General features: G+C 64.3%; 27 protein-coding genes and 1 tRNA gene. 13 read left to right on the top strand and 15 right to left on the bottom strand.

The window, feature by feature from the left end; translation table 11 throughout:
- Positions 1-39: 39 nt before the first annotated feature.
- Together VB672_RS13780 and VB672_RS13775 are read right to left on the bottom strand one after the other, a co-directional pair.
- Entirely contained in the window at positions 40-1,617 is a 1,578-nt protein-coding gene (locus VB672_RS13780; protein WP_329784767.1) for a hypothetical protein, read from the bottom strand.
- Between the two features lie 69 nt (positions 1,618-1,686).
- Positions 1,687-2,835, bottom strand: coding sequence for a TAXI family TRAP transporter solute-binding subunit (locus VB672_RS13775; RefSeq protein WP_329784766.1), 1,149 nt, complete (start codon positions 2,833-2,835; stop codon positions 1,687-1,689).
- Between the two features lie 463 nt (positions 2,836-3,298).
- On the opposite strand from VB672_RS13775, the gene minC reads away from it, so the two are divergent.
- From minC to minE, 3 genes are read left to right on the top strand one after another with little or no spacing between them, the layout of a single operon-like run.
- Positions 3,299-3,967 carry a septum site-determining protein MinC gene (gene minC / locus VB672_RS13770; protein ID WP_329784765.1) on the top strand — a complete coding sequence of 223 codons (669 nt, stop codon included), beginning with the start codon at positions 3,299-3,301 and terminating at the stop codon, positions 3,965-3,967.
- A 16-nt stretch (positions 3,968-3,983) separates the two neighbouring features.
- Positions 3,984-4,799, top strand: a complete 816-nt coding sequence (gene minD / locus VB672_RS13765) for a septum site-determining protein MinD (RefSeq protein WP_329784764.1) — start codon at positions 3,984-3,986, stop codon at positions 4,797-4,799.
- Positions 4,796-5,059, top strand: a complete 264-nt coding sequence (gene minE, locus VB672_RS13760) for a cell division topological specificity factor MinE (RefSeq protein WP_329784763.1) — start codon at positions 4,796-4,798, stop codon at positions 5,057-5,059. The genes minD and minE overlap by 4 nt, the downstream gene beginning before the upstream one ends.
- 50 nt (positions 5,060-5,109) lie before the next feature.
- Here minE and VB672_RS13755 read toward each other — a convergent pair whose 3' ends face one another.
- The 4 genes from VB672_RS13755 to VB672_RS13740 form a co-directional block, all read right to left on the bottom strand.
- On the bottom strand, positions 5,110-6,252 hold the full coding sequence (locus VB672_RS13755) for a thermonuclease family protein (RefSeq protein ID WP_329784762.1): 1,143 nt from the start codon (positions 6,250-6,252) through the stop codon (positions 5,110-5,112).
- Between the two features lie 28 nt (positions 6,253-6,280).
- Positions 6,281-7,039, bottom strand: a complete 759-nt coding sequence (locus VB672_RS13750) for a hypothetical protein (protein WP_329784761.1) — start codon at positions 7,037-7,039, stop codon at positions 6,281-6,283.
- Positions 7,040-7,209: 170 nt separating this feature from the next.
- Positions 7,210-7,536 carry a septal ring lytic transglycosylase RlpA family protein gene (locus tag VB672_RS13745; protein ID WP_329784870.1) on the bottom strand — a complete coding sequence of 109 codons (327 nt, stop codon included), beginning with the start codon at positions 7,534-7,536 and terminating at the stop codon, positions 7,210-7,212.
- 274 nt (positions 7,537-7,810) lie between these two features.
- Positions 7,811-9,055, bottom strand: a complete 1,245-nt coding sequence (locus VB672_RS13740; RefSeq protein ID WP_329784760.1) for an MFS transporter — start codon at positions 9,053-9,055, stop codon at positions 7,811-7,813.
- Positions 9,056-9,295: 240 nt separating this feature from the next.
- Between VB672_RS13740 and VB672_RS13735 the strand changes: the two genes are divergently transcribed.
- Complete coding sequence (locus VB672_RS13735; RefSeq protein WP_329784759.1) at positions 9,296-10,225, top strand: DMT family transporter; 930 nt, start codon at positions 9,296-9,298, stop codon at positions 10,223-10,225.
- Between the two features lie 6 nt (positions 10,226-10,231).
- On the opposite strand, the gene VB672_RS13730 is transcribed toward VB672_RS13735, so the two are convergent.
- Positions 10,232-10,516 carry a hypothetical protein gene (locus tag VB672_RS13730; protein WP_329784758.1) on the bottom strand — a complete coding sequence of 95 codons (285 nt, stop codon included), beginning with the start codon at positions 10,514-10,516 and terminating at the stop codon, positions 10,232-10,234.
- Positions 10,517-10,752: 236 nt separating this feature from the next.
- Between VB672_RS13730 and VB672_RS13725 the strand changes: the two genes are divergently transcribed.
- The 6 genes from VB672_RS13725 (at position 10,753) to VB672_RS13700 (ending at position 13,809) form a co-directional block, all read left to right on the top strand.
- On the top strand, positions 10,753-11,091 hold the full coding sequence (locus VB672_RS13725; RefSeq protein ID WP_329784757.1) for a hypothetical protein: 339 nt from the start codon (positions 10,753-10,755) through the stop codon (positions 11,089-11,091).
- A 218-nt stretch (positions 11,092-11,309) separates the two neighbouring features.
- The gene (locus tag VB672_RS13720; RefSeq protein ID WP_099509679.1) at positions 11,310-11,519 is read left to right on the top strand and encodes a cold-shock protein; all 210 of its coding nucleotides are present in this window, start codon (positions 11,310-11,312) and stop codon (positions 11,517-11,519) included.
- Between the two features lie 88 nt (positions 11,520-11,607).
- Positions 11,608-11,826: a hypothetical protein gene (locus VB672_RS13715; protein ID WP_329784756.1), complete on the top strand. Its 219-nt coding sequence runs from the start codon at positions 11,608-11,610 to the stop codon at positions 11,824-11,826.
- Between the two features lie 70 nt (positions 11,827-11,896).
- Complete coding sequence (locus VB672_RS13710; protein WP_329784755.1) at positions 11,897-12,802, top strand: class I SAM-dependent methyltransferase; 906 nt, start codon at positions 11,897-11,899, stop codon at positions 12,800-12,802.
- On the top strand, positions 12,799-13,539 hold the full coding sequence (locus tag VB672_RS13705; protein ID WP_329784754.1) for a pseudouridine synthase: 741 nt from the start codon (positions 12,799-12,801) through the stop codon (positions 13,537-13,539). Before VB672_RS13710 ends, VB672_RS13705 begins: the two co-directional genes overlap by 4 nt.
- Before the next feature lie 193 nt (positions 13,540-13,732).
- Positions 13,733-13,809: transfer RNA gene (locus tag VB672_RS13700), tRNA-Arg, on the top strand.
- Positions 13,810-13,825: 16 nt separating this feature from the next.
- Here the strand turns inward: VB672_RS13700 and VB672_RS13695 are convergent.
- Positions 13,826-14,014, bottom strand: a complete 189-nt coding sequence (locus VB672_RS13695; RefSeq protein WP_329784753.1) for a hypothetical protein — start codon at positions 14,012-14,014, stop codon at positions 13,826-13,828.
- A gap of 248 nt (positions 14,015-14,262) precedes the next feature.
- Between VB672_RS13695 and VB672_RS13690 the strand changes: the two genes are divergently transcribed.
- Positions 14,263-14,625: a hypothetical protein gene (locus VB672_RS13690; RefSeq protein WP_329784752.1), complete on the top strand. Its 363-nt coding sequence runs from the start codon at positions 14,263-14,265 to the stop codon at positions 14,623-14,625.
- A gap of 26 nt (positions 14,626-14,651) precedes the next feature.
- On the opposite strand, the gene VB672_RS13685 is transcribed toward VB672_RS13690, so the two are convergent.
- The 6 genes from VB672_RS13685 to VB672_RS13660 form a co-directional block, all read right to left on the bottom strand.
- Positions 14,652-14,819, bottom strand: a complete 168-nt coding sequence (locus VB672_RS13685; protein WP_329784751.1) for a YqaE/Pmp3 family membrane protein — start codon at positions 14,817-14,819, stop codon at positions 14,652-14,654.
- 79 nt (positions 14,820-14,898) lie between these two features.
- Positions 14,899-15,096, bottom strand: coding sequence for a hypothetical protein (locus VB672_RS13680; RefSeq protein WP_329784750.1), 198 nt, complete (start codon positions 15,094-15,096; stop codon positions 14,899-14,901).
- 51 nt (positions 15,097-15,147) lie between these two features.
- A complete protein-coding gene (iolB, locus tag VB672_RS13675) occupies positions 15,148-15,951 on the bottom strand; it encodes a 5-deoxy-glucuronate isomerase (protein WP_329784749.1) in 804 nt (267 codons plus the stop codon).
- A gap of 12 nt (positions 15,952-15,963) precedes the next feature.
- Positions 15,964-16,848, bottom strand: a complete 885-nt coding sequence (gene iolE / locus VB672_RS13670; RefSeq protein ID WP_329784748.1) for a myo-inosose-2 dehydratase — start codon at positions 16,846-16,848, stop codon at positions 15,964-15,966.
- A gap of 21 nt (positions 16,849-16,869) precedes the next feature.
- Complete coding sequence (iolD, locus tag VB672_RS13665; RefSeq protein WP_329784747.1) at positions 16,870-18,717, bottom strand: 3D-(3,5/4)-trihydroxycyclohexane-1,2-dione acylhydrolase (decyclizing); 1,848 nt, start codon at positions 18,715-18,717, stop codon at positions 16,870-16,872.
- A gap of 90 nt (positions 18,718-18,807) precedes the next feature.
- Positions 18,808-20,721 (bottom strand): bifunctional 5-dehydro-2-deoxygluconokinase/5-dehydro-2-deoxyphosphogluconate aldolase, encoded by a 1,914-nt coding sequence (locus VB672_RS13660; protein WP_329784746.1) that lies wholly within the window; start codon positions 20,719-20,721, stop codon positions 18,808-18,810.
- Between the two features lie 144 nt (positions 20,722-20,865).
- Here VB672_RS13660 and iolG point away from each other — a divergent pair, with 144 nt between their 5' ends.
- Positions 20,866-21,855, top strand: coding sequence for an inositol 2-dehydrogenase (iolG, locus tag VB672_RS13655; RefSeq protein ID WP_329784745.1), 990 nt, complete (start codon positions 20,866-20,868; stop codon positions 21,853-21,855).
- Between the two features lie 54 nt (positions 21,856-21,909).
- Here iolG and VB672_RS13650 read toward each other — a convergent pair whose 3' ends face one another.
- Entirely contained in the window at positions 21,910-22,770 is an 861-nt protein-coding gene (locus VB672_RS13650; protein WP_329784744.1) for a MurR/RpiR family transcriptional regulator, read from the bottom strand.
- A gap of 261 nt (positions 22,771-23,031) precedes the next feature.
- On the opposite strand from VB672_RS13650, the gene VB672_RS13645 reads away from it, so the two are divergent.
- Positions 23,032-23,973: a sugar ABC transporter substrate-binding protein gene (locus VB672_RS13645; protein WP_329784743.1), complete on the top strand. Its 942-nt coding sequence runs from the start codon at positions 23,032-23,034 to the stop codon at positions 23,971-23,973.
- The last annotated feature ends 7 nt before the right edge of the window (positions 23,974-23,980 follow it).

The raw sequence follows: 23,980 nt of genomic DNA, 5'->3' as shown, positions 1-23,980 counted from the left end.
CGGACCCCACGTTTGGGATCCATTCGAGGCTCTCAACCGCTACTTGAGCGCCTCCATGCGTTCTCCGGCCTGGGCCATGCCCATGGCGCGAGCCCGCCCGTAGAGTTCCCGCGCTTTCGCGGGATCACCCCGGATCCCCAGCACTCCCAGCCTGGAGAGCACGTTCGGATCGAAGGTCTCCGCCAGCAGGAAGGCCGCGCGCGCATTGCCGCTGTCCAGGGCCCGCTCGAGAAGCAGGCGGGCGCCGCTCACATCGCCCTTCCGGAACAGTTCTTCCGCCCGCAGGGTCAGGCGCTCGTCAACCTTGGGGGGCTCGGCAGGTGCGGTCCCGCCCGGTGGTTCCGCGGCGGCCGGAGGTTCGGCCTTCACCGGAGGCACGGCTGCGGCGCCGAGCGGCAGAGGCCCGATCCCGTCGGGCAGGGCCGCAATCACCACGGAAGGCGGTTGTCTCGGCGGCAATGAGGCGGTGACATCCAGCAAAACCCGCCCGGTTTCCGCCACTGGCGGCCTGATGTCCTGAGCCGGCGCTGGGGGAACGTTCTGAGCAGGCCCTTCCTCCTGCGGCGGCGCAAGCGGAGGTTCCGTTCCCGTTGCCGCGAGGCGGAACACCACGGGCGTGGCGCTTGGGCGATGGGGTTCCTGGAGCGCGTGCAATTCCGCTGCCTTGTCTACAAGCTCCTGGGCCAGCATGTCGTGGCGTGCCCGGGTCCATGTCAGGGCTTTCTCCAGCTCCGCGACTCGGGCGGCACCGGACGCTATCGTCTCGTCCTTGGACGCTTGGAGTTCGCGCAGTGTCTTCTCGGCGCTGGCGAGCTGACGCTCGATCTTATCCCTTTGCTCCCGCTCCCGGCGTACGAGCGCGTCCCGTTCTGACACGCTTGAGGCCATGGCGGCCTTGTCCTGCTCCATGGCGGCCCGCAGGGCGCGGACTTCTTCCTGGCGCGCCTCCAGCTCCCGTATGGCGGCCTGGTTTTGATCCTGCTCCCGTTGCAGGGCCTGCTGCATCTCCGATGCGGCGAGCGCCTGAGATTCCTGCTCCTTCTTCAAGTGCGCTTCGAGGGCGGAGCGCTCCTGCATGAGGCCTGTCAGAGATTGCGAGACCGTGGCGCTGAAGGACCGTTCCTGGTCCAGCGCCTGCTGCATGTCGGCGAGGTTGACCGGCGTGGCCGCGGGAGGGGCCGGGCAGGATTCGGCCGGTGCCGGCTTGTCGGCGCTGATCGGTTCCGGCGCCGGACGCGCATCGCCCCGGATGCCGAGGCTCTGCAGGGCGCCGACGAGGTCCGGATTGTTCACGTGATCGACGAGAACGATCGCAAGGGTGCCGACCTCGATGGCCGCGTTGAGGCTGTTCTCCGCCCGCTTGAGGTCGCCGTTCCGGATGGAGGCCTCGAGTTCGGCCGCAAGCTGCCTGCGATCCGGCGAGGTGAGGAGAAGCGGGAGGAGAGTGAGGAGATTGTCGGATCCTGCCGCATGAGGGGCGCTTCCCTCCGGTGTCGGAACACCGCCGCCCGGTAAGCCTTGTGCGGCTGCGGGTCCGAGAAGTGTTGCGCCGATCAAGGTGGTGGTCAGCAACTCCGTGGTGAAAGATTTCAATCCAAATGCCTTGTGTCCAATCATGTCGGACCTCCTTCGGTGGTCGCCGAAGGCCTCGCGTGAAGCCTTCGGCTTCGGTCCTGTCTTGGATTCTTAGTCTTGCCGGGTGACCCGCCGGGCGGATCTTTGCCGATCGCTCTGCCAGGCGAGGAATTCCCGGAACAGGACCTCGCGCTGCTCGGCCGAGACATCGATGCCGCGGCCCTTCAGGAAGCTCTCGAAGCTCTGGCCCTGGGGCGACGGCTTGCTGGCCATGGCGGCCCGGTCGAGCCAGGCTTGCGCAGGCTTCACGCGCTCCCAGCCGGGCACGTCGGCCGCGAGGTTGACCTCCTTCCATTTCGGGTGCCGGCCCGGCTGCAGGAATTCATCGAACCGGGAGAAGAACGCATCCACGAAGCGCTTGACGCGCTCATAGCGGTCGGAGCTTTCGGGCCAGTTGAACACGGCGAGCAGGCTGCCCACCGCCAGGGTCTCGACGGCTTTCTCCTTGTCGACGAGCTGCGGATAATCGGAGTTCGCGAACCGGGCGGGGAAGTAGCTTTCCGCGATCTCCCCCTCGAACGGGATCGGGAGAAGATGGAAGCGGCCGTCGGTCTGGAACTCGGCGATGGCCCGGACCGGGCGTCCGGCCACATAGACCGCCGCCTGGATGTCTCCCGACTTGAGCTTCGCATAGGACGAGGCCTGGTCGAAGGTGGTCATCTCGGGCTTGATCCCGAGCTTGTCGAAGATCAGCCGCGACGTCAGGTTGGTGCCGCTGCCGGCCTTGTCGATGTTGACCTTCCTGCCTTCGAGCTGACGGATGTCGGTGATCTCCCGGTTGGCGATGATATGGACCTCCTCGTTGTAGAGGCGGGTGATGAAGCGCAGGCGCCGCACTGCGTCGGTCTGGAGGTTCTCGGCCTTCAGCTGCTCGCGCGCATCCATCTGCACGATGCCGATGTCGACGCCGCGCAGGAACATGATGTCGCGCAGGTTCTGCAGCGAGCCGCGCCCGATCATCGGCAGCACCCGCAGGTCGTCGCCGTCGAGCACGTTGGCGAGGTCGGCGGCAATGCGGATATAGGTGCCGTCTGCCCCGCCCGAGATTACGCCGAGGGTGCCCGTATTGGCGCGGGCCGGGTTGAAGGCCGCCGTCTGGGCCGATGCGGCGACCGTGCCGGACGCGAGAGCGGCTGCGACGCATGCGGCCGGAAGGGACAAACGGCGAAAAAAATTGCTTAAGCGAGACAGCGTATTCACTCGACCCGACATTCTTCATCCTCCCCTGGATGAGCCTTGCGGCTGCTTGTCGATTCGATCGTTTTGTGCTCGTCCCTATCGATGAAAATATGCGCTAAGCAACGATGAAACAAAACGAAAGAACGTCCATGGTAGGCTCATGACCGAAGCGGTCAATCGGGCTTTGAGGCTGGAGTAATACTCAAGAAGTGATAGGGAATACTCAGAAAGAGCTATGTTTTATCTTTATATTCCTTGAAAGAGCGGAAGTTCTCATCCGCCTCAATGTCCGGACGGATTGCCCGTCAGAGATCCTGCGGATTGATCGCCCGCGGCGGCCCGCAAAATTGTTAGCGCCTGGCGGCACTTTTAACCGTCCGTTAACCATAAGCGGTCGAAATCATGGGGAATTAAAGGAATCTGAACCCCCGTGACCATTGCCGTTCGCAACCGTCCATCTCTTCGCTTCCGTGGCAGGTCCTTCATGGCCCTGGTCCTCGCGCCCGAAGTGCCGCTGAGGGACTGGCTCGAAGATCTCGATGCCGTGTCGGAACGCTCACCCGGCTTCTTCACCGGGCGGCCCATCATTGCTGACGTCTCATCGTTGAAGCCCTCCAAGTCCGAGCTGAAATTCCTCCTGGCCGCGTTCAAGATGCGCAACATCCGCATCATCGGCCTCGAGGGCGCGGCTCCCGAGAACGTCGATGCCGACATGCCCCCGCCGATCGCCGGCGGCAAGCCCACGGGTGAAATCGACGTGCCGGATGCCGCCAACGCGGCCGTCGCCGCGGCCGGAACGCCCTTCGGCGATGCGCCCGTGCCGGAAAAGTCGCTTCTCATCGAAGGCTCGGTGCGGTCGGGACAATCGATCCTGCATCCCGAAGGCGACGTGACGGTGCTGGGCTCCGTCGCGTCCGGATCGGAGATCGTCGCAGGCGGTTCGATTCACGTCTATGGTACCCTGCGCGGCCGCGCCATCGCCGGATGCACGGGCAATGGCCGCGCCCGCATTTTCTGCCGGAAATTTGAAGCCGAATTGATTGCGATCGACGGCCTCTACAAGACCGCTGACGATCTGGGGGGCAAGTTCCTCGGTCAGCCTGTGCAAGTGAACCTGGATGGCGATTCGATCATCCTGAAAACAATGGATTGAGAGAAAGAGGGCGACAATGGCCAAAGTCTTGGTCGTAACTTCCGGCAAGGGTGGCGTTGGCAAGACAACGTCTTCGGCAGCTCTGGGCGCGGCGCTGGCGCATGGCGGCGACAAGGTCGTCGTCATCGACTTCGATGTCGGCCTGCGCAACCTGGACCTCGTGATGGGAGCCGAGCGCCGCGTGGTGTTCGACCTGATCAACGTGGTTCAGGGCGATGCGAAGCTCAACCAGGCTCTCATCCGCGACAAGCGCATGGAGAACCTCTCGCTGCTCCCGGCTTCGCAGACCCGCGACAAGGATGCGCTGACGGAAGAGGGCGTGGCCCGGGTGCTCAACGAGCTGCGCGAAAAGTTCGACTGGATCATCTGCGACAGCCCGGCCGGCATCGAGCGCGGCGCCACCATGGCCATGCGGCACGCGGATGTCGCCGTCGTCGTGACGAACCCGGAAGTGTCCTCGGTCCGCGACTCCGACCGCATCATCGGCCTCCTCGATTCCAAGACGGAACGGGCCGAGAAGGGCGAGCGCATCGAGAAGCACCTGCTGCTCACCCGCTACGATCCCGCCCGCGCCGAGCGCGGCGAGATGCTCAAGGTCGAGGATGTGCTGGAGATCCTCTCCATTCCGCTGATCGGCATCATCCCCGAGAGCGAAGAGGTCTTGCGCGCCTCGAATGTCGGTTCGCCGGTCACCCTGAACAATCCGGCCAGCGCCCCGGGTCGGGCCTATTTCGATGCCGTGCGCCGGCTCAAGGGCGAAACCGTCGAACTCACCATCCCGACCGACAAGAAGGGGCTGTTCGGCAAGTTGTTCGGACGGAGGGCTGCATGAGCCTTTTGAGTTTCTTCAACCGGCGCACATCCGCGCCCGTCGCGCGGGAGCGCCTGCAGATCCTGCTGGCGCACGAACGCGGCATCGTCGGGGGCAAGCCCGATCTCGTGGCCCAACTCAGGGAAGAGATCCTGGCCGTCGTCCGCCGCCACGTCATGGTCGAGCAGGACAACGTCCAGGTGAAGATGAACCGGGATTCCGACATCTCGACCCTCGAGATCGAGATCGAGATTCCGGCTCCTGCAGGGGCGAGCGCTTAAATTCTATGACAATTGGCTAAGCGGCTCCTGCCGAGACAGGGGCCGCTTTCTCATGGCTGCTGCTTGCTCCAGACGCCGATCTTCGCCTCGCGGGCCTTGTCGGCTGCGGCCTTGAGTTCCGGCGTCGCATCGTCCGTGGGCCGCCCGCCGCCGTTGAACAGCACCACGCGGGACAGATCCTGCCCGCCCACCTGGCACCGATAGACGTCGTTCGAGCTCACCTGGTCGCAGGACACTTCGCGGCCGTTGAGATACTGGGTCAGGTCCTCGGGCTTGCCGCCTCCGGGAGCCCACTCGACGCCGAACAGGCGCACCACTTCCCCATTCAGCGACAGTGTTGCCGTATCGATCACGTCCGGAACGCCGCGCAGCGATCCCAGGGAGCCTGTCGAGCCCGTCGCCACCGGCTCCGGTTCCCGGATCGGCCCGGCCGCGGCCGTAGGGGCCGCGGCGCGGGCCTGAGGCGCTGCCGCATCGTCGCCCTGGAACAGGAAGGCGCCGACGCCCAGGAGGGCGAGGACGGCGACCGCGCTGAGCGCCAGAGCCGGCCGTTTCCAGGAGCGTGTACGCATGTCGCCGAAGACGTTGCGCTCATGCTCTTCTGCGACCGCAACGGGACGATCGTCCGATCGGTCGGCGGAGGTGCGGTCGGGCGTGACGGCGGCTTTGAGGGTCTCGAGTGTCTTGCGCGGCCATTCCGCCTTCGGCAGCCGGGCCTCCTGCTCATGAGGAACCGCGGGAGATTCCCCCGGCGGGCGGAGCGGTTCAGAGGCCGGCTGCGGCTTGCCGGCATCGAGGGTGAGCCAGTCACGCTTCGGTGCCTCGCGCGGCCGGGACGGTTCCTCCGCCTGCGCATGGGGTGCCCCGTCGGGCTTCGCCGGTCGGAACAGCACCGGATATTTCACCCGCAGTTCGTCCAGGAGGTCGTGCAGCGTGAACTCGGCTCCCTGACCGTCCCTCTCGATCGTCCGGGGCTTGCCCTCATGATCGATGACGGTGAGCTTCAGCGCGCCCTCCGCTTCGGAGGGTCGTACGGAGGATTCGATGATCAGCTCGAGCGCGCGACGGGCGTCGTCGGTGGGATGAAACCTGTCGAGCTCCGTATGGATGGTCTCGCGCATCCTGTCCCGCATCCGGGTCCAGTTGCGGCGCGGATCCGCCTTGGTGTCGTGGGTGACGGAATCATCAATCATGCAAGGCACCCTCCTGGGCAAGATTTTGCTAGCGCTCCTGACCGAGCAGCGTGCTGTGTTCCGCGACGATGACCGGCTTGTCGCCGATGAAGTGAACGATGAGTTGAAGGGCCCCGGTGCCCTGGGAGACGCGCCGCCGCTTGGGATGGGAGGCGGTGAAGTCGAACACCGCATGCACCGTGCAGACCTCGCCGGCCGGATTGCACACGGTTCCGATCGCATCCTGACGGGGACGGTAGTTGCGCTCGGGCCAGCGCTGCGCGAAGCGGCGCTTCTCGTTGAACAGCCGCTGCATGGTCACCTCGCGGCCGTGGAAGAGAATGCGGGGTGCGTAGAAGGCGGCCGTAGCTTCGAGCGCGACGTCGTTGGAGGCCGACCAGGATTCAAGGTAGTCGACGGCAAAATTCTTGGCCACGGAGGCGCGGGCACTGCGCTTCTCCGCATCGGGATCCTTCAGCGGCTCAGCCGTCGCGGCGGGAGACAATGGAGCGGCTGCGGGTGGCTGCTCGGCCTGGCGGACCGGGGACGCGTCCGGCTTGGCGACGGGTGCCTGGGGCTGCGCCGCCTGGACCGGCGGGGCCGCGGGAGCAGGGGCCGGTGTCGCGGCCTGCGGCGGAGGACTCGCGGGCGCTGGGGTCTGCGGCTTGGGTGCCGGCGCCGGCACTGCTCCGCCTTCGGCCGGAGGATCAATCCAGGTCCGTCCCGTCTGCGCCATGGTCATGGGGGCCGCGGCCATGAGCAGCGTCAGGAGAGTGGTGATCGAAGTCAGCGACCGGTCGATCTGCATGCGTTTCCGAATGGCCTCCTCGCGAGACAAGGGTGACGAGGGAAAAGCGGGTGAGCGGCGTCTCGGTTCCATGAACCGCCCTGGCAGGGATGCTCCTGCCAAGGCGGTCCGCAAAGGCTAAGTTTCACTATAAATACGTGATGAAAAAGGCAGAGGGATCGAAAGCCGCATTACATCTGGGCCACGTCCACGGAGCCGACGCCGGAGATGCCGATGGCCTGCGCTGAGGCTTTTGACAGGTCGATGACACGGCCATGGGCATAGGGACCACGGTCATTGATACGAACTACCACCGACTTGCCAGTCTTCTTGTTCACGACCCGGACCTTGGTGCCGAAGGGCAGGGTGCGATGGGCGGCGGTGAGATCGTTGGTGTTGAAGGTTTCGCCGCTCGCCGTCCGCCGGCCGTGAAAGCCCGGTCCGTACCAGGAAGCGCGGCCGCTCTGAATGACCTTGCTGGACGATGTGTCAGGTTCCGCATAAGCGGCCGGAGACAAGAAGACCGCCGATCCGGAGATGAAAAGACCTGCGAGCGCGAGCGTGACCTTACGTTGATCCACAATGCATTCCCTTGATTGTTATCGATAGGCTGCAAAATGGAGGCTAATGGGGCAACATTAAGACGATATAATCAGTGTCGATTTCTCAGGTATAGCCTCAGTATCAAGTCCATCTATGCAATTGACATCTGTTGATATTATTACAATTTAGTTGTTAACTAAATTAGACGCAAATAATCTATGGCTTGATTGCTTTGCGGCGGCCGTTTCCTTATTGGGCAGACTGATTGGTTTTCAGTGGCGGGAGAGTCATGAGCCAGAGGGCGATGGCCAGCGCCACCACCAGCAAAGAGGTCACGAGAGCCGAGACGCCGAACCAACCCCCATGGGCCCAGAACACGCCGCCCAAGGTGCCGACGGCGCTGGAGCCGATATAGTAACAGAACAGGTACAGGGCCGAGGCCTGAGCCTTTCCGGTCAGGGCTCTGTTGCCGACCCAGCTGCTGGCGACGGAATGGGCGCCGAAGAAGCCGAAGGTGACTGCGACGATGCCAGCCAGAATGAGCGCGAGATGGTGGAAGAGCGTCAGCGCGACGCCAGCGAGCATGATCGCGATCATCGCCCACAGAACCCGCCTGCGGCCCAGCCGTCCGGCCAAGGCGCCGATCCAGGCGGAGCTTGCAGTGCCGATCAGATAGGCGGAGAAGATCGCCCCGATGGTGCTCTGGCTCAATGAATAGGGCGCCTCCGTCAGGCGATAGCCGAGATAGTTGTAGACCGTCACGAACCCGCCCATCAGGAGGAAGGCTTCCGCGAACAGGGCCCGCAGACCCGGATCCCGCAGGTGCTCGCCGAGGGAGCGCAGCAGCTCCGCCGGATGAGCCGGGCGTGGCTGGAAATGGGCCGAGGCGGGCAGGCTTCGCAAGGCTGCCACGGCCGAGGCCAGTCCCACGACCCCGATTAGACCGATGGCAAGCCGCCAGGACCCGAGATCCGTCAGCACGCCGCTGATGATCCGCCCGGCCATGCCGCCCACCGCGTTGCCGCCGATGAAGAGCCCCATGGCGAGGCCAATGGACTTTGTGTCCACTTCCTCGCTCACATAGGCCATGGCGACGGCGGGAAGGCCGCTCAGGGTGATGCCGATCAGCATGCGGGCGACGAGCAGGCTGGACCAGTTCGGGGCTGCGGCGGACAGAAGGGTCAGGAGCGCCGAGGCGAAGAGCGAGGCCACCATGACGGGCTTGCGCCCCCAGACGTCCGACAGGGATCCTGCCACCAGCATCGCCACGGCCAGAAAGCCGGTCGACAGCGACAGGGACAGGCTGCTGACGGCCGCGCTGACGTGGAATTCCTGCGAGAATTCCGGCAGCAGGGGCTGGACGCAATAGAGGATGGCGAAGGTCGAGAAGCCGGCGGCGAACAGGGCCAGGTTCAACCGGTGAAAGGCGGGCGTCCCGCTCGCCAGACGGCTTGGAGTCTCCGGCACGTGATCCTGCATGTACTTATTCCGCATGCCTGCGCGATCGGCAGGTCTCGACAGGCCCATCCAAAGCTCGGCGACCTCCAAGATTCCATGCTTAAGGCGCAAGAGTCAGCCAGTCGATCGACCTATCCATTCGCGTAAAGCATGGAATATGTGCCGTCTTTGCACTTCTCTGCGCGACTAAACAGTATTTTATGCAAACTCATATCCTCCCAACTTGAGACCCTCAGGCTCGTTGCTCCCCGCGCGAGCCTCTTTTTTGAGCTCTTCATGACCTCCGCCCCCGTTGCCAGGAAGACCGAGGCCCCGGTCCCATCACCGAGCGCGCCGGCCTCTCCGCTGCGGGGCATCCTGTTCTTGATCGCCTCCACGGTCGTGTTTTCCGTAGCGGACGTCATCACCAAGCAACTCGCCTCGACCTTGCCGCCGCCGGAGGTGGCCTGGATGCGTTACGTCGTCTTTGCACTCGTCATCATCCCGGTCGTTCTGATGAAGGGCGGTCCTGCCCTGTTGCGCTCGCAGCGGCCGAGCCTTCAGGTGCTCAGAGGATTGGGCATGGTCGGCTCCTCGATCATGTTCATCCAGAGCCTGCCCCATTTGCCCGTGGCCGATGCGACCGCGATCTTCTTCGTCTCCCCGATCCTGATCATGGCGCTTTCTGTGCTTTTTCTCGGCGAGTCCGTCGGCTGGCGGCGCTGGTCCGCGGCGGCCGTCGGATTGATCGGGGTCATGATCGTCGTGCGGCCCGGCACGGGCGCCTTTCAGCCTGCGGCTTTCCTGCCGATCATCAGCGCGTCGAGCTGGGCCGTCGGGGCCGTGGTGACCCGCAAGATCACGGGCGATCAGGCTCTTACGACGCTCGTCTATTCGGCGTCGGTCGGCAGCATCGTGCTGAGCGCGCTCATGCCCTTCCACTGGGTAACGCCGAACGGGACCGAAATTGCCCTCGGCCTTTGCATGGGCATCCTGTTCGCCATCGGCCATTGGTGCGTAGTTCTGGCCTACCGCCACGGCAATGCCTCGCTGATCGCGCCGTTTTCCTATGTTCAGCTGATCTGGGCCGGTACGCTCGGCTACCTGGCCTTCGGCTCGCTGCCGGATTCCTGGACGATCACGGGAGCCTGTCTCATTGCCATGAGCGGCTTCTACACGGCCTATCGCGAACGCGTCCGCGCCATGCAGAAGCGATTTTCAGCCTGATGGATATCAGGCCCCGGAATGGACGACGCGCAGGCGCGGGCGGGCCGTGCGGCTGTAGAAGTTGAGTTCCACGAACTCCCCGTCGGCCGGGCCTTCGACGAGGCGGTAGCCGAACTGCTCCACGAGGGCGCGCACCTGGCCCAGATTGTCGTTGGAGATCCTTCGGGTGAATTCCATCAGATCCTGGCTCATCAGCGCTGCCACGATGCCGATCTCGACACCCTGGTCGAAATCGGCGCTCCGCGCCGGAAAACGAAGCCGCATACCCTCAGCGAGATGGATGTGGTTCATGGGATCCTGGTCAGTTCACGCTTCACAACAGGCCGTGTTTATCGGGCACGAGATCCTACTGCTTGCTTAAAGTCTCGGAACCGCTACCCGCCAGACGATGGTGTGGTTAACCTTTCGTGCAGATGCGCGTGATGGATCCTAGAGGGCAGCTTTGCATTATCCTCGGCAGGTCCTTGCTGTCCCGGCGAATCGGGTTGCGCACGGCCTACCATTCATGGATCGACGTGAGGCGCCGCATGAGGCAGGTATTGACGGGAATCGCGCTGGCAACCGGTCTGATGGGGTCGGCAGCCCTGGCAGCGGATGTGGCGACAGTCAGCCGGTTCGAAGCCGCCCGGCTCCAGCCCGGGCGTGCCATCTCGCGGCTCGCCGACCAGGGGCTCGGCTATTCCGTGCTGCACGACGCGCCGCGTGGTCCGCAGGGCTCCTACCGGGTTCACGTGACCTGCGCCATCGATGAGAGCTTCATGCAGACCTATTGCCCGACGCCGGTCTATGCATCCTACTGCCCGCGCGCCCGGATCGTCTGCGCGGACGGGGGGCGGAGCGTTCAAGCCCTGCGGTTGAAATACTGAAGCGGCTGGCTCGTTTTCTGCGATCCTGCCTTGTATTTGCCGCAAGGGTCGCCTAGATAGCCCTTATCGACATTTGGCCGGACAATCGGGCCGTTACGCCTTGGTCTTCCAGGCGCACGTTCAGACCCTCTTCCCAAACATCGACGAACCCGAGCGAGAGGTCGTGCTTTGCCCCCTTTTTGCTCACGTGCACTTCAAGCCTTACCAAGGATACTCCCATGATCACGGGCACCGTTAAGTTCTACAACGATCAAAAAGGCTTCGGCTTCATCCAGCCGGACGACGGCAGCAAGGACGTGTTCGTCCACGCCACCGCGCTCGAGCGCGCCGGCATCCGCGGCCTGCGCGAGGGCCAGAAGGTCTCCTTCGACACCGCAGAGGACCGCCGCTCCGGCAAGGTCGCCGTCAACAACATTCAGACGGCGTAATGCCGATTGAATCAGGCTTGGCATTCCGTGCCGCCTGCAAAGCCGCTCCCCTGGAGCGGCTTTTTGCTTTTTGTCCAAGGAGGTTTTCGTGAGCCACAAGTTTTCCATGGGCCAATTGGTTCATGCCGCTGCCACACATTTCGCCGATCGCACGAACGGCACCTATGAGGTTATTCGTCTGATGCCGGAGAACAGCAGCGGTGAGCTGGGTTACCGGATCCGGGACACTGTGAGCGGCGCCCAGCGCGCGGTCGGAGAATCGGAAATCCGCGCCGTCGGTGCAACCCGCCCCGCTCGAGGCCATTGAGACTACCCTTTCGGGGCGCGGCATAATAAGAACGCCCCCGTTCAGTGTGGACTCGGTTATTTTGCAAGACATGAAACCAAGCGGCGTCTACGGCACGCCCCCGGCCGAACTGGCCGAGGTCCCAGTCGGGGCCATTCAGTTCTCGCCGCTGATCCCCGGTTCCGGACGGCTTGAAGGCCAGGAGGAGGGATCTCTCAGCCTCATGATCATCCTGGCCCCGCCTGGTACGGTGGAGCGGCGCTACACCATCGCATTGGCCCTGCGAGCACTCGCGCCCGGCGCGTCCCTGACGGTTCTTGCGCCCAAGGACAAGGGTGGTTCGCGAATCGCCAAAGAGCTCAAAGGGTTCGGCTGCGCGGTCGCCGAGACCTCGCGCCGCCATCACCGCATCTGCACCGTCGCGCGGCCCGAGCTTCCGATGGGCCTGGAGGAGGCTCTGGCCGAGGGCAGCCCTCGTGTCGACGAAGCCTTGGGCCTCTGGACCTGGCCTGGCGTGTTCAGCTGGAACCGCCTCGATCCCGGCAGTGCCCTGCTGGAGCAGACCCTGCCCCCTTTCAGCGGTCGAGGCGCCGATCTCGGCTGCGGCATCGGCATTCTCGCCCACGCGATTCTGGCCTCCCCTCAGGTGGAGCATCTGGCCATGATCGATATCGACCGCCGTGCCGTCGAGATGGCGGCGCGGAATGTCGACGATCCGCGGGCACAGGTGCGCTGGGCCGACATCCGCAGCGGCACGGGACTGAAGGGGCTCGACTTCGTGGTGATGAATCCTCCGTTCCACGACGGAGGCGCCGAGGACCAGAGCCTGGGCCAGGCCTTCATCCGCCAGGCCGCTGAGGCCCTCCGGCCGGGCGGCGTCCTCTGGCTCGTGGCCAATCGTCACCTGCCCTATGAGGCCGTGCTGACGAGCCTGTTCAAGCGCGTGACGCCGAAGGTCGAGGCTAGCGGCTACAAGATCTACGAGGCCCTCAGATGAGCAAGGTTCCAACGCTCCGCCTCGATCGGCTTCTCGCCAATATGGGCTACGGCTCGCGCCGCGAGGTCCAGTCCCTGGTCGATGCAGGTCTGGTCACATTGGATGGGGCTGAGATCGAGCATTCCGATCGACGCATCGCCGTGACGCGCGATCTCCCGGAGCGGATGCGCGTTCAGGGCAAGCCGCTCGATCCGCCGCCCGGCCTGGCGCTGATGCTGCACAAGCCGTTGGGCGTCACCTGCTCGCACAAGGAGGCCGGCCCCCTGGTCTACAGCCTGCTGCCGGAACGCTGGCGTCGGCGCGACCCGGCCATCTCCACGATCGGGCGGCTGGACAAGGAAACCTCAGGACTTCTGCTCATGACCGACGACGGCAATCTGCTGCACCGGATCATCTCGCCCCGCGCAAACATTCCCAAGCGCTACCGGGTGAATCTCGACCGGCCTTTACGTGGCGACGAGGCCCAGATCTTCGCAGCCGGGACCTTGATGCTTGAGAACGAGGACAAGCCCCTTCTGCCGGCCCAACTGGAGGTGATCGACCGCACCAGCGCCTTTCTGATCCTGACGGAGGGCCGCTATCATCAGGTCCGGCGCATGTTCGCCGCAGTCGGCAACCACGTCACGGCTCTCCACCGCGATCGGATTGGCCGGCTAGCTCTGCCGGAAGATCTCGAACCGGGACACTATCACCTGCTCAGCGAGGCTGATCTCGCCCTCGTGCTGCCGCCTGGCTGAGGCATCGCGCCTCGCGGGCCTCGCATGCGTAGCTCCGGTGATCCCGAAGCCTTCGATCTGGTGAGGAAGGTGTGGGGTTCCAGGCACTGGCGCAGCTTCCACACGGATGGACAGAGCATTGGCGGGATCCCGCCGGCGGAGGTTGCCCTCACGGCCGTAATCGGGTAGGGAAAGAGCAGGCCCACCGCCTCAAGCACCCGTAGCTCAGCTGGATAGAGCGTTGCCCTCCGAAGGCAAAGGTCACACGTTCGAATCGTGTCGGGTGCGCCATTCCCACTTCAGAACATCAGCTTCCGCGGCTCGGCCTTGGCCGAATGCTGACCCCGGCATGCGGCTCCGGTTTGCAGGCAATCGATGATTCCTGGCGGTCAGGCAAGAATCCCTCGTCAAAGCCAGCAATCCCGCGCGCATTGCGTGGCTTTTCCGACAGGTCAATCAGGACGTGTTTGCCGGAGATGGGGTCGAAAACAGTCATGATCGTCGTCTTTCCGTTTCAGATCCGGCAATGCCGTATCCACAAAGTGAAAACGATCCGGTCTCCACTCCGTTCAGGGGATCCGTCGCATCATGTGCGCTGCAGCACCAGGACGAAAGCTGAACGATCCAGAAAACAAGTATTCATCCGCGCGTCATCTGCTGCGTGCCAATCTCGTGAAGGCTTCCTCGGGAACGAGGCTCAGCTTGGCGACGTTGCCCTATAGTTGTGGGCTGCCGGAGATTTTGATGTTTTCTTCGCACATCTTGAAAGTTGGTCTTCTCGCAGCGGTGCTTTCCGGAGCAGCCACATTCGCATCACTTCCGGCGCAGGCTGGCGAAAGCACGGGAACTTGGCGCAACGGCATGGTGAACGGCCCCTATGGCCCTGGCTGGTATGAGCCCGGCGACTATTATGAGGATGCCCGGCCCGTGCGTCGCCGACCCTATGTTCGAGAGCGCTATCGCCATCGTCCGGCCTATCGCGCCTACCGCTATGCTCCAAACCGCTATTACGGACAATCCTATTATCCGCGGCGCGAGTATGGTTGGCCCGTGGAGCGGCCGAGGCCTGGCCGCACGGACCGGGCGATGGAAGAGGGACGCTGGTAGTTCACACCGGACTGTCCGTCGCCCTTTCAAGGCGTCCGACGCGCGATGATCCAGACGGCATGAACGATGCCCGGAATGTAGCCCAGGATCGTCAGGAGAATGTTGAGCCAGAACTGTCCACCCAAGCCGACGGTGAAGAACACGCCGACGGGCGGGAGCAGGATGGCCAGAAGGATGCGCAGAAGGTTCGTCATGATATCGCGGCGAGAGGTGAAGCCATGGGAAGAACGGCACCGTGGCCGTTCCGTTCCGAAGTCCAAAGCTGTCGTGCGGTCAGCGATCCCATTTGATGCTGAGGGCGCTCGTGACCAGCCGGTCGATGAGAACCGGCGCGTCGGCCGCCATGCGCTCGATTCCCGTCACGGCTTGGCGCGTCATGCGGCCGTTCAGGAACGCGTAATCCATCACGATGGCGCCGACGAGCGCAATCACGGTCTTGAAGGCGCGCGAGGCGAGATCGGACCAGGACATGAGGCCTCTGAAGGTGTTCCGTTCGCCTCATGCCTGAAGCGCGCGGCAGGATCAAGCTTTCGCCAGCATCCATTCGTGATCCGGATCGTTGTGGAACTTCCAGATCCGCTTCGGGCCCGCCATCACGTTCAGATAATAGAGTTCATAGCCATGCGGCGCGCCCACCGGGTGATAGCCCTTGGGCACCAGCACCACGTCGCCGTTGCTTGCAGCCAGCGTCTCGTCGAGGGAACGGTCGTCGGTATAGACCCGCTGGAGCGCAAAGCCGGAAGGCGGGTTCAGACGGTGGTAATAGGTCTCCTCGAGCAGGGATTCGTTCGGCAGCATGTCCCGGTCGTGCTTGTGCGGCGGATAGCTCGACCAGTGGCCCGAGGGCGTGATGACCTCGACCACGAGCAGGCTCTCCGCGGCTTCGGTTTCCGGCAGGATGTTGCGCACATGGCGCGTGTTGGTGCCCTGGCCGCGCGTCTCCTGACCGACCTGGTCGGGACGGATCACACGGGCGGGGAGCTTTCCGTCCGCGGGAGCCGTGCAGACAGCGATCTCGCAATCGGTTTGCGCTTGGAGCGACCATTCGGAGCGGGCAGGCGCATAGAGCGACCACGGATCCGCCTCGAACGGCGAGGAGCGTCCGCCGATCACGCCGAAATCCTGCCCCGCGGCTGCCACGTGCGCCTTGCCCGACAGCAGGACGATGCAGGCTTCCCGGTTAGCCGTCTCCTGCTGCAAGCTCTGTCCGGCCCTTAGCTGGTAGACCTCGAACCCCACATAAGTCCAGCCGGCGGATTCCGGCGTGATGGTATGGATGCGCCCTTGGGCGTCCGGCTTCGACGGTTTCACGAGGAGCTTCGACATCGCATCTCTCCCTTATCGCAGGCCGGCTTCCTTGAGGTACCGGGTGAGATTGGCGTATCCCATCTTGGCATAGGTCAGTGGATGCGCCTTTTTCGGATCCTGTTCCGCTTCGATCACCACCCAGCCGTTATAGCCCGGCAGTTCCTTGAACACGGAGACGAAGTCCACCATGCCGTCACCCGGCACCGTATAGACGCCTTCGATGACCGAATCGAGGAAGCTCCAGCCCTGCGCCCGCGATTTCTCCATCACGTCCTTGCGCACGTCCTTGGTGTGCACATGGCTGATGCGATCACGGTAGCGGCGGGCGAGCGCTGCCGGATCCGCGCCGCCCCAGGTCGCGTGTCCCGTGTCGAGCAGGAGATGCACGGCCTCGCCGGTCGAGCGCATGAAGGCATCGATATCGGCCTCCGACTCCACGATGGTGCCCATGTGGTGGTGATAGACCACACGCACGCCTTCCTGGAGAGTTCGTTCAGCCAACTCGGTGATGCGGCGGCCGAACTCGGCCCAGTCGCCTGCCTGCAGGACGGGACGCTGCGACAAGGGCTTGGAGCGGTCGCCGTGGATGGCATTCGAGGTCTCGGCGAAGACGAGCACGTTCGAGCCCATGCTCTTGAGGAGATCGAGATGCGGCCGCAACGCCTTCATCTCCGCATCGGCATCACGCCGCAACAATTCGGCGGAATACCAGCCCGACACGCAGGCCAGACCAAAGGGCGCCAGCGCCTTCTTCAGTGCTTCCGGCTCGCGGGGGAACTTGTTGCCGAGCTCCATGCCCTCGAAACCGGCTTCCTTGGCCTCGGCCAGGCATACTTCCAGCGGTGTTTCGCCGCCGAGCTCCGGCATGTCGTCGTTGGACCAGCCGATGGGATTGGCCCCGATGCGGATCGTCATGTCTGTTTTCCTTTGTCCTGATCAATCGCCCACGCGCTGTGCGGCCAGGGCCGTTTCATAATCCTTGCGAGCGGACTTCACCTGCTCGCGCGTCGAAACTTCCGGCACCGCCACATCCCACCAATGGCCGCCGGCATCGGTCGAGGCGAGGGGATCGGTGTCGATGACGATGACGGTGCTGCGGTCCGCACTGCGGGCTTCGCTGAGTGCATCCTCCAGCTCACCGATGCCCTTCACCTTGACGGACTGCGCGCCAAGGCTCGCCGCATGGGCCGCGAAGTCGATGTCAGACAGGGTCACGTGGTTGGTGTGCTGCAGGAGATTGTTGAAGCTTTCGCCGCCCGTCGCGCGCTGAAGACGGTTGATGCAGCCATAGCCGCGATTGTCGAGCAGCACGATTGTGAGCTTCTGCCCGAGCATCACGGAGGTGGCGAGTTCCGAGTTCATCATGAGGTAGGAGCCGTCGCCCACCATGACGATCACCTCGCGGGACGGATCCGCCATCTTCACGCCCAGCCCGCCTGCGATCTCGTATCCCATGCAGGAATAGCCGTATTCCATGTGGTAGCCCAATGCGGTGCTGGCCTTCCAGTGCTTGTGCAGCTCGCCCGGCAGGCCACCCGCTGCGCAGACCACCACGTCGGTCGGCGAGGCTGTGCGCTGCACCGCGCCGATCACCTGGGCGTCGGATGGAAGCTCCGCGTTGGTCGGGTCCGTGTAACGGGCTGCGGTCTCGAACCAGCGTGCCTTCTCGTCCTGCGCTCTTGCCGTCCAGGCCTCAGGCGCCTTCCAACCGGCGAGGGCACGGCTCAATTCCTCCAGGCCCACGCGGGCATCGGCCACGAGCGGGGCCGCGTTGTGCTTGGTGGCGTCGAACGCCTGCACGTTGAGGCCGACGATACGCCGGTCCGGATTCTTGAACAGCGCCCAGGATCCGGTGGTGAAATCCTGAAGACGCGTGCCGACTGCGATCACCACATCGGCGTCTTCGGCGAGCGCATTGGCTGCGCCCGTCCCGGTCACACCGACTGCGCCGAGGCAAGATGCATGATCATGCGGGAGGCTCGATTTGCCGGCCTGCGTTTCCCCCACGAACAGGCCGTGTTCTTGTGCGAAATCCGCCAGAACCGTCTCGGCGTTCGAATAGAGTACGCCGCCGCCCGCGACGATGAACGGCTTCTTGGCATTGCGGATGAGATCGGCGGCCTGCGCAAGTTCCGTCTCGTCCGGGCGGATGCGGCGCGGCACCCAGATCTTTTCCGCAAAGAAGCTCTCCGGGTAGTCATAGGCTTCGGTCTGCGTGTCCTGGCAGAGTGCAAGGGTCACAGGGCCGCATTCGGCCGGGTCCGTGAGCACGGTCATGGCGCGCTGCAGCGCCGGGATGATCTGCTCAGGGCGCGTGATGCGGTCGAAATAGCGGGAGACCGGCCGGAAGCAGTCATTTGCCGAGACCGTGCCGTCGGCAAAGCTTTCGATCTGCTGCAGCACGGGATCGGGCCTGCGATTGGCGAAGACGTCGCCGGGGAGGAGCAGCACCGGCAGGCGGTTCACGTGGGCGACGGCGGCGGCCGTCACCATGTTGGTGGCGCCCGGGCCGATGGAAGTGGTGCAGGCCATCATGCGCCGCCGCCGGGAGGCCTTGGCGAAAGCGATCGCCGCATGGGCCATGCCCTGCTCGTTATGCGCCCGATAGGTGGGAAGCTGGTCGCGCACGCCGTGCAGCGCCTCGCCCATGCCGGCCACGTTCCCGTGGCCGAAGATGGCCCAGACGCCGCCGAAGAGCGGCAGCAATCGTCCATCGATCTCCGTCTTCTGGGCTGTCAGGAATCGGGCAACGGCTTGCGCCATGGTCAGGCGGATCGTGCTCATGCGTGTTCCTCTCGAAGGGCGTCGCAGGGATTTCAGGTTTTCCCATTCATGAAAAGAGTTCGGAGCCTTCCACAGGCTCCGCCCTTGGTATTAGGCCGCTTTCGCGCGGGCCGAGACCCGTTGCCAGGCATCGACGAGGCGCTGGAAGCGCGAGGCCATGTCGCTGACGGCAGCTTCGTCCGAAATCTCGCTCTTGAGCCAGCGTCGCGCCGCATCATTGAAGATGGTGCGCCCAACCGCGAAGCCCTTCACCTGCGGCTCCTTGGCGGCGGCGGCAAAGGCGGCCTCCAGCTCGTTCTCTGGCGCTTCGAGACCGAGCAGCACGATCCCGCGGCAGTATGTGTCGTTCCGGGTGATCACCTCGCCGATCGCATGCCAGGCCGCTTCGTCCTGCTGTGGCTCGAGCTTCCACCAGTCGGGCCTGATGCCGAGGTCATAGAGACGCTGCAGGATGCCGGCGACCGTATCTGGTTTGAGAGGCCCATGCTTGCCCGCGATGATCTCCACCAGCAGCTCCCGGCCAATGCGGCGCGCGGCATCGTGCAGGCGCAGGAGCTCACGCTCCTGTCGCTGCTTCAGCTCCGGCGGGTCGTCCGGGTGGTAGAAGCACAGGCACTTGATGGTGTGCCCCACCGGCCATTCCACGAGCTTGGCGCCGAGCGAGCCGCCGCCCTCGAAGTCGAGCGGACGGGAGCCGGGCAGCTCCACCGGGCGGCCGATCCAGAACGGGTGATCGGCGGCGCGAAACAGCGCTTCGCGGCCATAGGTTCCGTCGATCAGCATGCCGAAGCCCGAGCGTCCATCCGCCACCCGCGCCGCAGCCTCGACGGCGAGCACCTTGAAATCAGGGATGCGCTCGACAGGCGCGCCGATCTCCTTCGCCATCACTTCCAGCTGCATGCGGTGGTCGATGGCGAGCGCCATGAGCGTGTCGCTCTGGGGCCGGCGGGTCGTCGCCCAATGGATGTGGTTGATGGTCTCGTCGAAGCGCAGCGCCTTGTGGCGGCTGCCGGTCTTCAGGAAATGCTGCAGCTCCGGGAAGGTTGGGATCTCGGGGGAGCAGAGCAGCCGCGACACCGCGAAGGCACCGCTGGCATTGGCATAGGCACAGCAGGTCTCGAGCGGCTCGCCTTTGAGCCACCCGCGCAGAAAACCGGACAGGAAGGCGTCGCCGGCGCCGAGCACGTTGTAGACCTCGACCGGGAAGCCGGGCCCCTTGACACCGTCATCGAGCGAATTCGGAATGGCGTCGGGAAACACCACGCAGCCCATGGGGCCTCGCTTGCACACGATGGTCGCCTTGGAGATCGCCCGGATCGCCCGAATGGCAGTCAGGGTGTCCTCGGACCCGCCTGCAATGTGCAATTCCTCCTCGGTGCCGACGATGAGATCGCAATCGGCGAGGATCGGCTTCAGATGTTCCGTGACCGCGTCGGAGCGTACATAACGCGATTCGCCGGCGCCATGGCCGAGAAGGCCCCAGAGATTCGGGCGGTAATCCACGTCGAACACCACCTTGCGGCCGTTCGCCCTGGCGATGCGGATGGCCTTCAACTGCGCAGCGGCCGTTGTTTCACGTGAAAAATGCGTGCCGGTGACGACGACGGCGCCGGCGGACGCGATGAAGCTCTCGTCGATGTCGCTCTCGCTCAGAGCCATATCGGCGCAATTGTCGCGATAGAAGATCAGAGGGAAGGAGCTCTCATCCCGCACGCCAAGGATCACGAGGGCCGTCAGCCTCTCCCTGTCTGTGACAATACCTGTCGTCGAGACACCCTCGCGCTCCATCTGCTCGCGGATGAAGCGGCCCATGGCCTCGTCGCCGACACGGGTCACGAAACCCGATTTCAGGCCAAGCCTCGCGGTTCCGATGGCGATATTGGCCGGGCATCCACCGACGGCTTTGGAGAAGGAGGCCATGTCCTCCAGCCGTCCGCCCACCTGCTGGCCGTAGAGGTCGACCGAGGCGCGCCCGATGGTGATCACATCCAGGGCTGGCTTCATGCTATTCCTCCCGCTCCCGGTCTTGATAAACCGCGTGAGAGCCGCGCTCGGCTCTTGTCGTTATAGAACGTTTATTCTATTAGCATCTTACACTGGAATATCAATTCCAAATCCGCCGTGAGCCGGCAAAGGATCGAGGGAGACATGATCAGAATCGCTGTTTTGGGAGCAGGCCGCATCGGCCGGATTCACGGACGCAACGCCGCCGGTCATCCCGATGCTCGGCTCGTGGCGGTGGCTGATCCGCATGCCCCCTCCGCACAGGAGCTGGCGGCCGCGACGGGCGCTGAGGTCGCGCCGCTAGAAGAGATCGTCGAGCGCTCGGATGTGGACGCCATCCTCGTCTGCACGCCGACCACGACCCATGCCGACCTGATCGAGCGTGGCGCGCGCGCCGGCAAGGCGGTGTTCTGCGAGAAGCCGGTCGATCTGTCGAGCGAGCGCATCGAAACCTGCCTCGCCACGGTGGAAAAGGCGGGCACGCCGTTGATGATCGGGTTCAACCGCCGCTTCGATCCGAATTTCGCGTCGCTGCGTCGCCGTCTTGCCGACGGCGAGGTGGGGGACGTGGAGCTCGTCACGATCCTCTCCCGCGATCCCGGCCCGCCTCCGGTCAGCTACATCGCCACCTCCGGCGGTCTCTTCCGCGACATGATGATCCACGATCTCGATATGGCTCGCTTCCTGCTCCTCGACGACGAGCCGGTGGAAGTCCATGCGGTGGGATCCTCTCTCGTCGATCCCGCGATCGGTCAGGCGGGCGACGTCGACACCGCCGCCGTCATGCTGAAGACCGCCAAAGGCAAGATCGTGCAGATCTCCAATTCCCGCCGCGCCACCTACGGCTACGACCAGCGCATCGAAGTCCACGGCTCCAAGGGAATGATCCGCGCCGGCAACATCCATCGCACGACCGTGGAGGTCGCCAACGCCTCGGGCATCACCGCCGACCCGGTGCAGGACTTTTTCCTGGAGCGCTATGCCGAAGCCTATCGCGACGAGCTCAGCACGTTCCTGAACGCCATCCGCGACGGAAAGCCGTGCAATCCGACCGGACGCGACGGGCTCATGGCGCAGCGTCTTGCGGATGCCGCGACGACATCGGCTCAGAGTGGGAAGCCGGTGCGGCTCTAAGCAAAAAGGGCGCGGCAGCGCCCTTTTTCATCTGGGAGTAGGCGTGGAACTCCTTCAGCCTTCCGCCCGCTTCTCCGCCGTACCGACGGCGAGGGCCATGGCCAGAGCAAAGGACGCGGAGAGCGACCGGAAAGCGCCGAAATCGGCCTCCGCGACTTCGAGCCAGACATCGGCATTCGTCACCAGCGGGCTGAAGGCCGAATCCGTGATGGCGACCACCGGCACGTCGCGTTGCGCGGCAGCCGCCGCGAGATCGGCCGTGACGGGTGCATAAGGCGTGAAGCTGATCGCAAGGACCGCATCGCGCTTGGTGGCGATGGCGAGCTGCTCGGGGCCGAGCTGGCCGACATGATCGATGAGGATAGCCCGTATGCCAAGCTTTCCGAAAGCATAGGCGCAATAGGCGATGACCGGGAACACCCGCCGGGCGCCCAGGAGATAAACGGTATCCGCCTTGGCCAGCGTCTCGATGGCGCGGGACAGCTCCTCGGGACGCACCGAAGCCCGCATGCGCTCCAAGGAAACGGCTGCGGCATTGGTGAAGCCTTCGAGCAGGGACACCGCATGAACATGGTGCCCCCCGGCGTCACGCAGGCCGCGGAGCCGCTCCCGGTAATCCGGAAATCTCTCCCGCAGGCGGTCGCGGAAGATCTGCTGAAGATGGGAGAAGCCGTCATAGCCGAGACTCTTGGCGAACCGTACCAGAGTGGAGGGCTGCACCCCGGCGTGCTCGGCAATGCCTGCGACCGTCCCGAAGGCCACGTCTTCGGGATGCTCGAGGGCGAAGGCGGCGAGCTGTTTCAGGCGCTTGGGCATCGACTCGCGGCGGCTGAGCAGGAGCATGCGAAGGCCATCGTAATCGTCCGGGGCCTCCGTCACCATCGCTTCCGCGCCCATGCTGTCCTCGGTTTCCATTGCAGGCCTCAAGACGCCAGATCGGCCTTGACACCGATCCTACAAAAATGGAATAAAAATTCCAATATACAAACAAAAAGGTTCTGACGTTCCGTTCCGGCGGACGATCGGATCGGCAGAGGGAACGCTGTACGGACGGTGATTCGCCCTTCGGCTCATTTGTTTTCTCTCTGCCCCGCAAGGCAAGCGGCAAGGCCGCGGCGTTCGCCGCAGCGCACAGGCGTTGCGGTGCTCGCGTGAGAATCATCTGGGAGGAAGAGCATGAAATCCATCGTTACCGGTCTGGCTGCCGCAGCAGCTCTGGCCCTTGCCGCCGCCGCCCCGGCCGCGGCACAGCAGAATTCCCGCATCATCGTCGTCAGCCATGGTCAGGCCAACGATCCGTTCTGGTCGGTGGTCAAGAACGGCGTGGCGGCCGGTGGCCAGGACATGAAGGTCCAGGTCGATTATCGGGCGCCTGAGACCTTCGACATGGTCGCCATGGCGCAACTGATCGACGCGGCCGTGAACCAGAAGCCGGCTGGCCTGATCGTCTCGATCCCCGACGCTTCGGCGCTCGGCCCGTCGATCCAGAAGGCTGTCGCCGCCGGCATTCCGGTGATCTCCATGAACTCAGGCTCCGATGTGTCGAAGAAGCTCGGCGCGCAGCTGCATGTGGGTCAGGATGAGATCGAGGCCGGACGCATCGCTGGAGCCAAGCTCAAGGAAATGGGCGGTAAGGTCGGGCTGTGCGTGAACCAGGAGGTCGGCAACGTATCGCTTGATCTGCGCTGCAAAGGCTTCACGGAAGGCTTCGGCGGCAAGGTGACGGTGCTCCCCGTCACGAACGATCCAGCGGATGTGCGCGCCAAGGTTAAGGCTGCGGTCGCCGCCGACGCCTCGGTCGACACGATCCTGGCGCTCGGCGCCGGCACGGCAGGCGAGCCTTCGGTTGCAGCCGTGAAAGAGGCCGGCAAGACAGGCGCCATCCGCGTCGCCACGTTCGACATGTCGGCCGGCTTCCTCAAGTCGGTGGCCAGCGGCGAGGCGGTCTTCGCCATTGACCAGCAGCAATACCTCCAGGGCTACCTGCCGGTGGTGTTCCTGGCTAACTATGCCAAGTACGGCCTCATGCCCGGCGGCAACGTGCCGTCCGGCCCGAACCTGATCACGAAGGAAAAGGCCAGCCAGGTGATCGATCTGTCCGCCAAGGGCATCCGCTGATCGTTGC

The organism is Microvirga sp. CF3016, assembly GCF_036314085.1.
Taxonomy (GTDB): domain Bacteria; phylum Pseudomonadota; class Alphaproteobacteria; order Rhizobiales; family Beijerinckiaceae; genus Microvirga.
The sequence above is the reverse complement of the archived record's forward strand: the minus strand, read 5'-3'. Positions and strand labels throughout refer to the sequence as shown.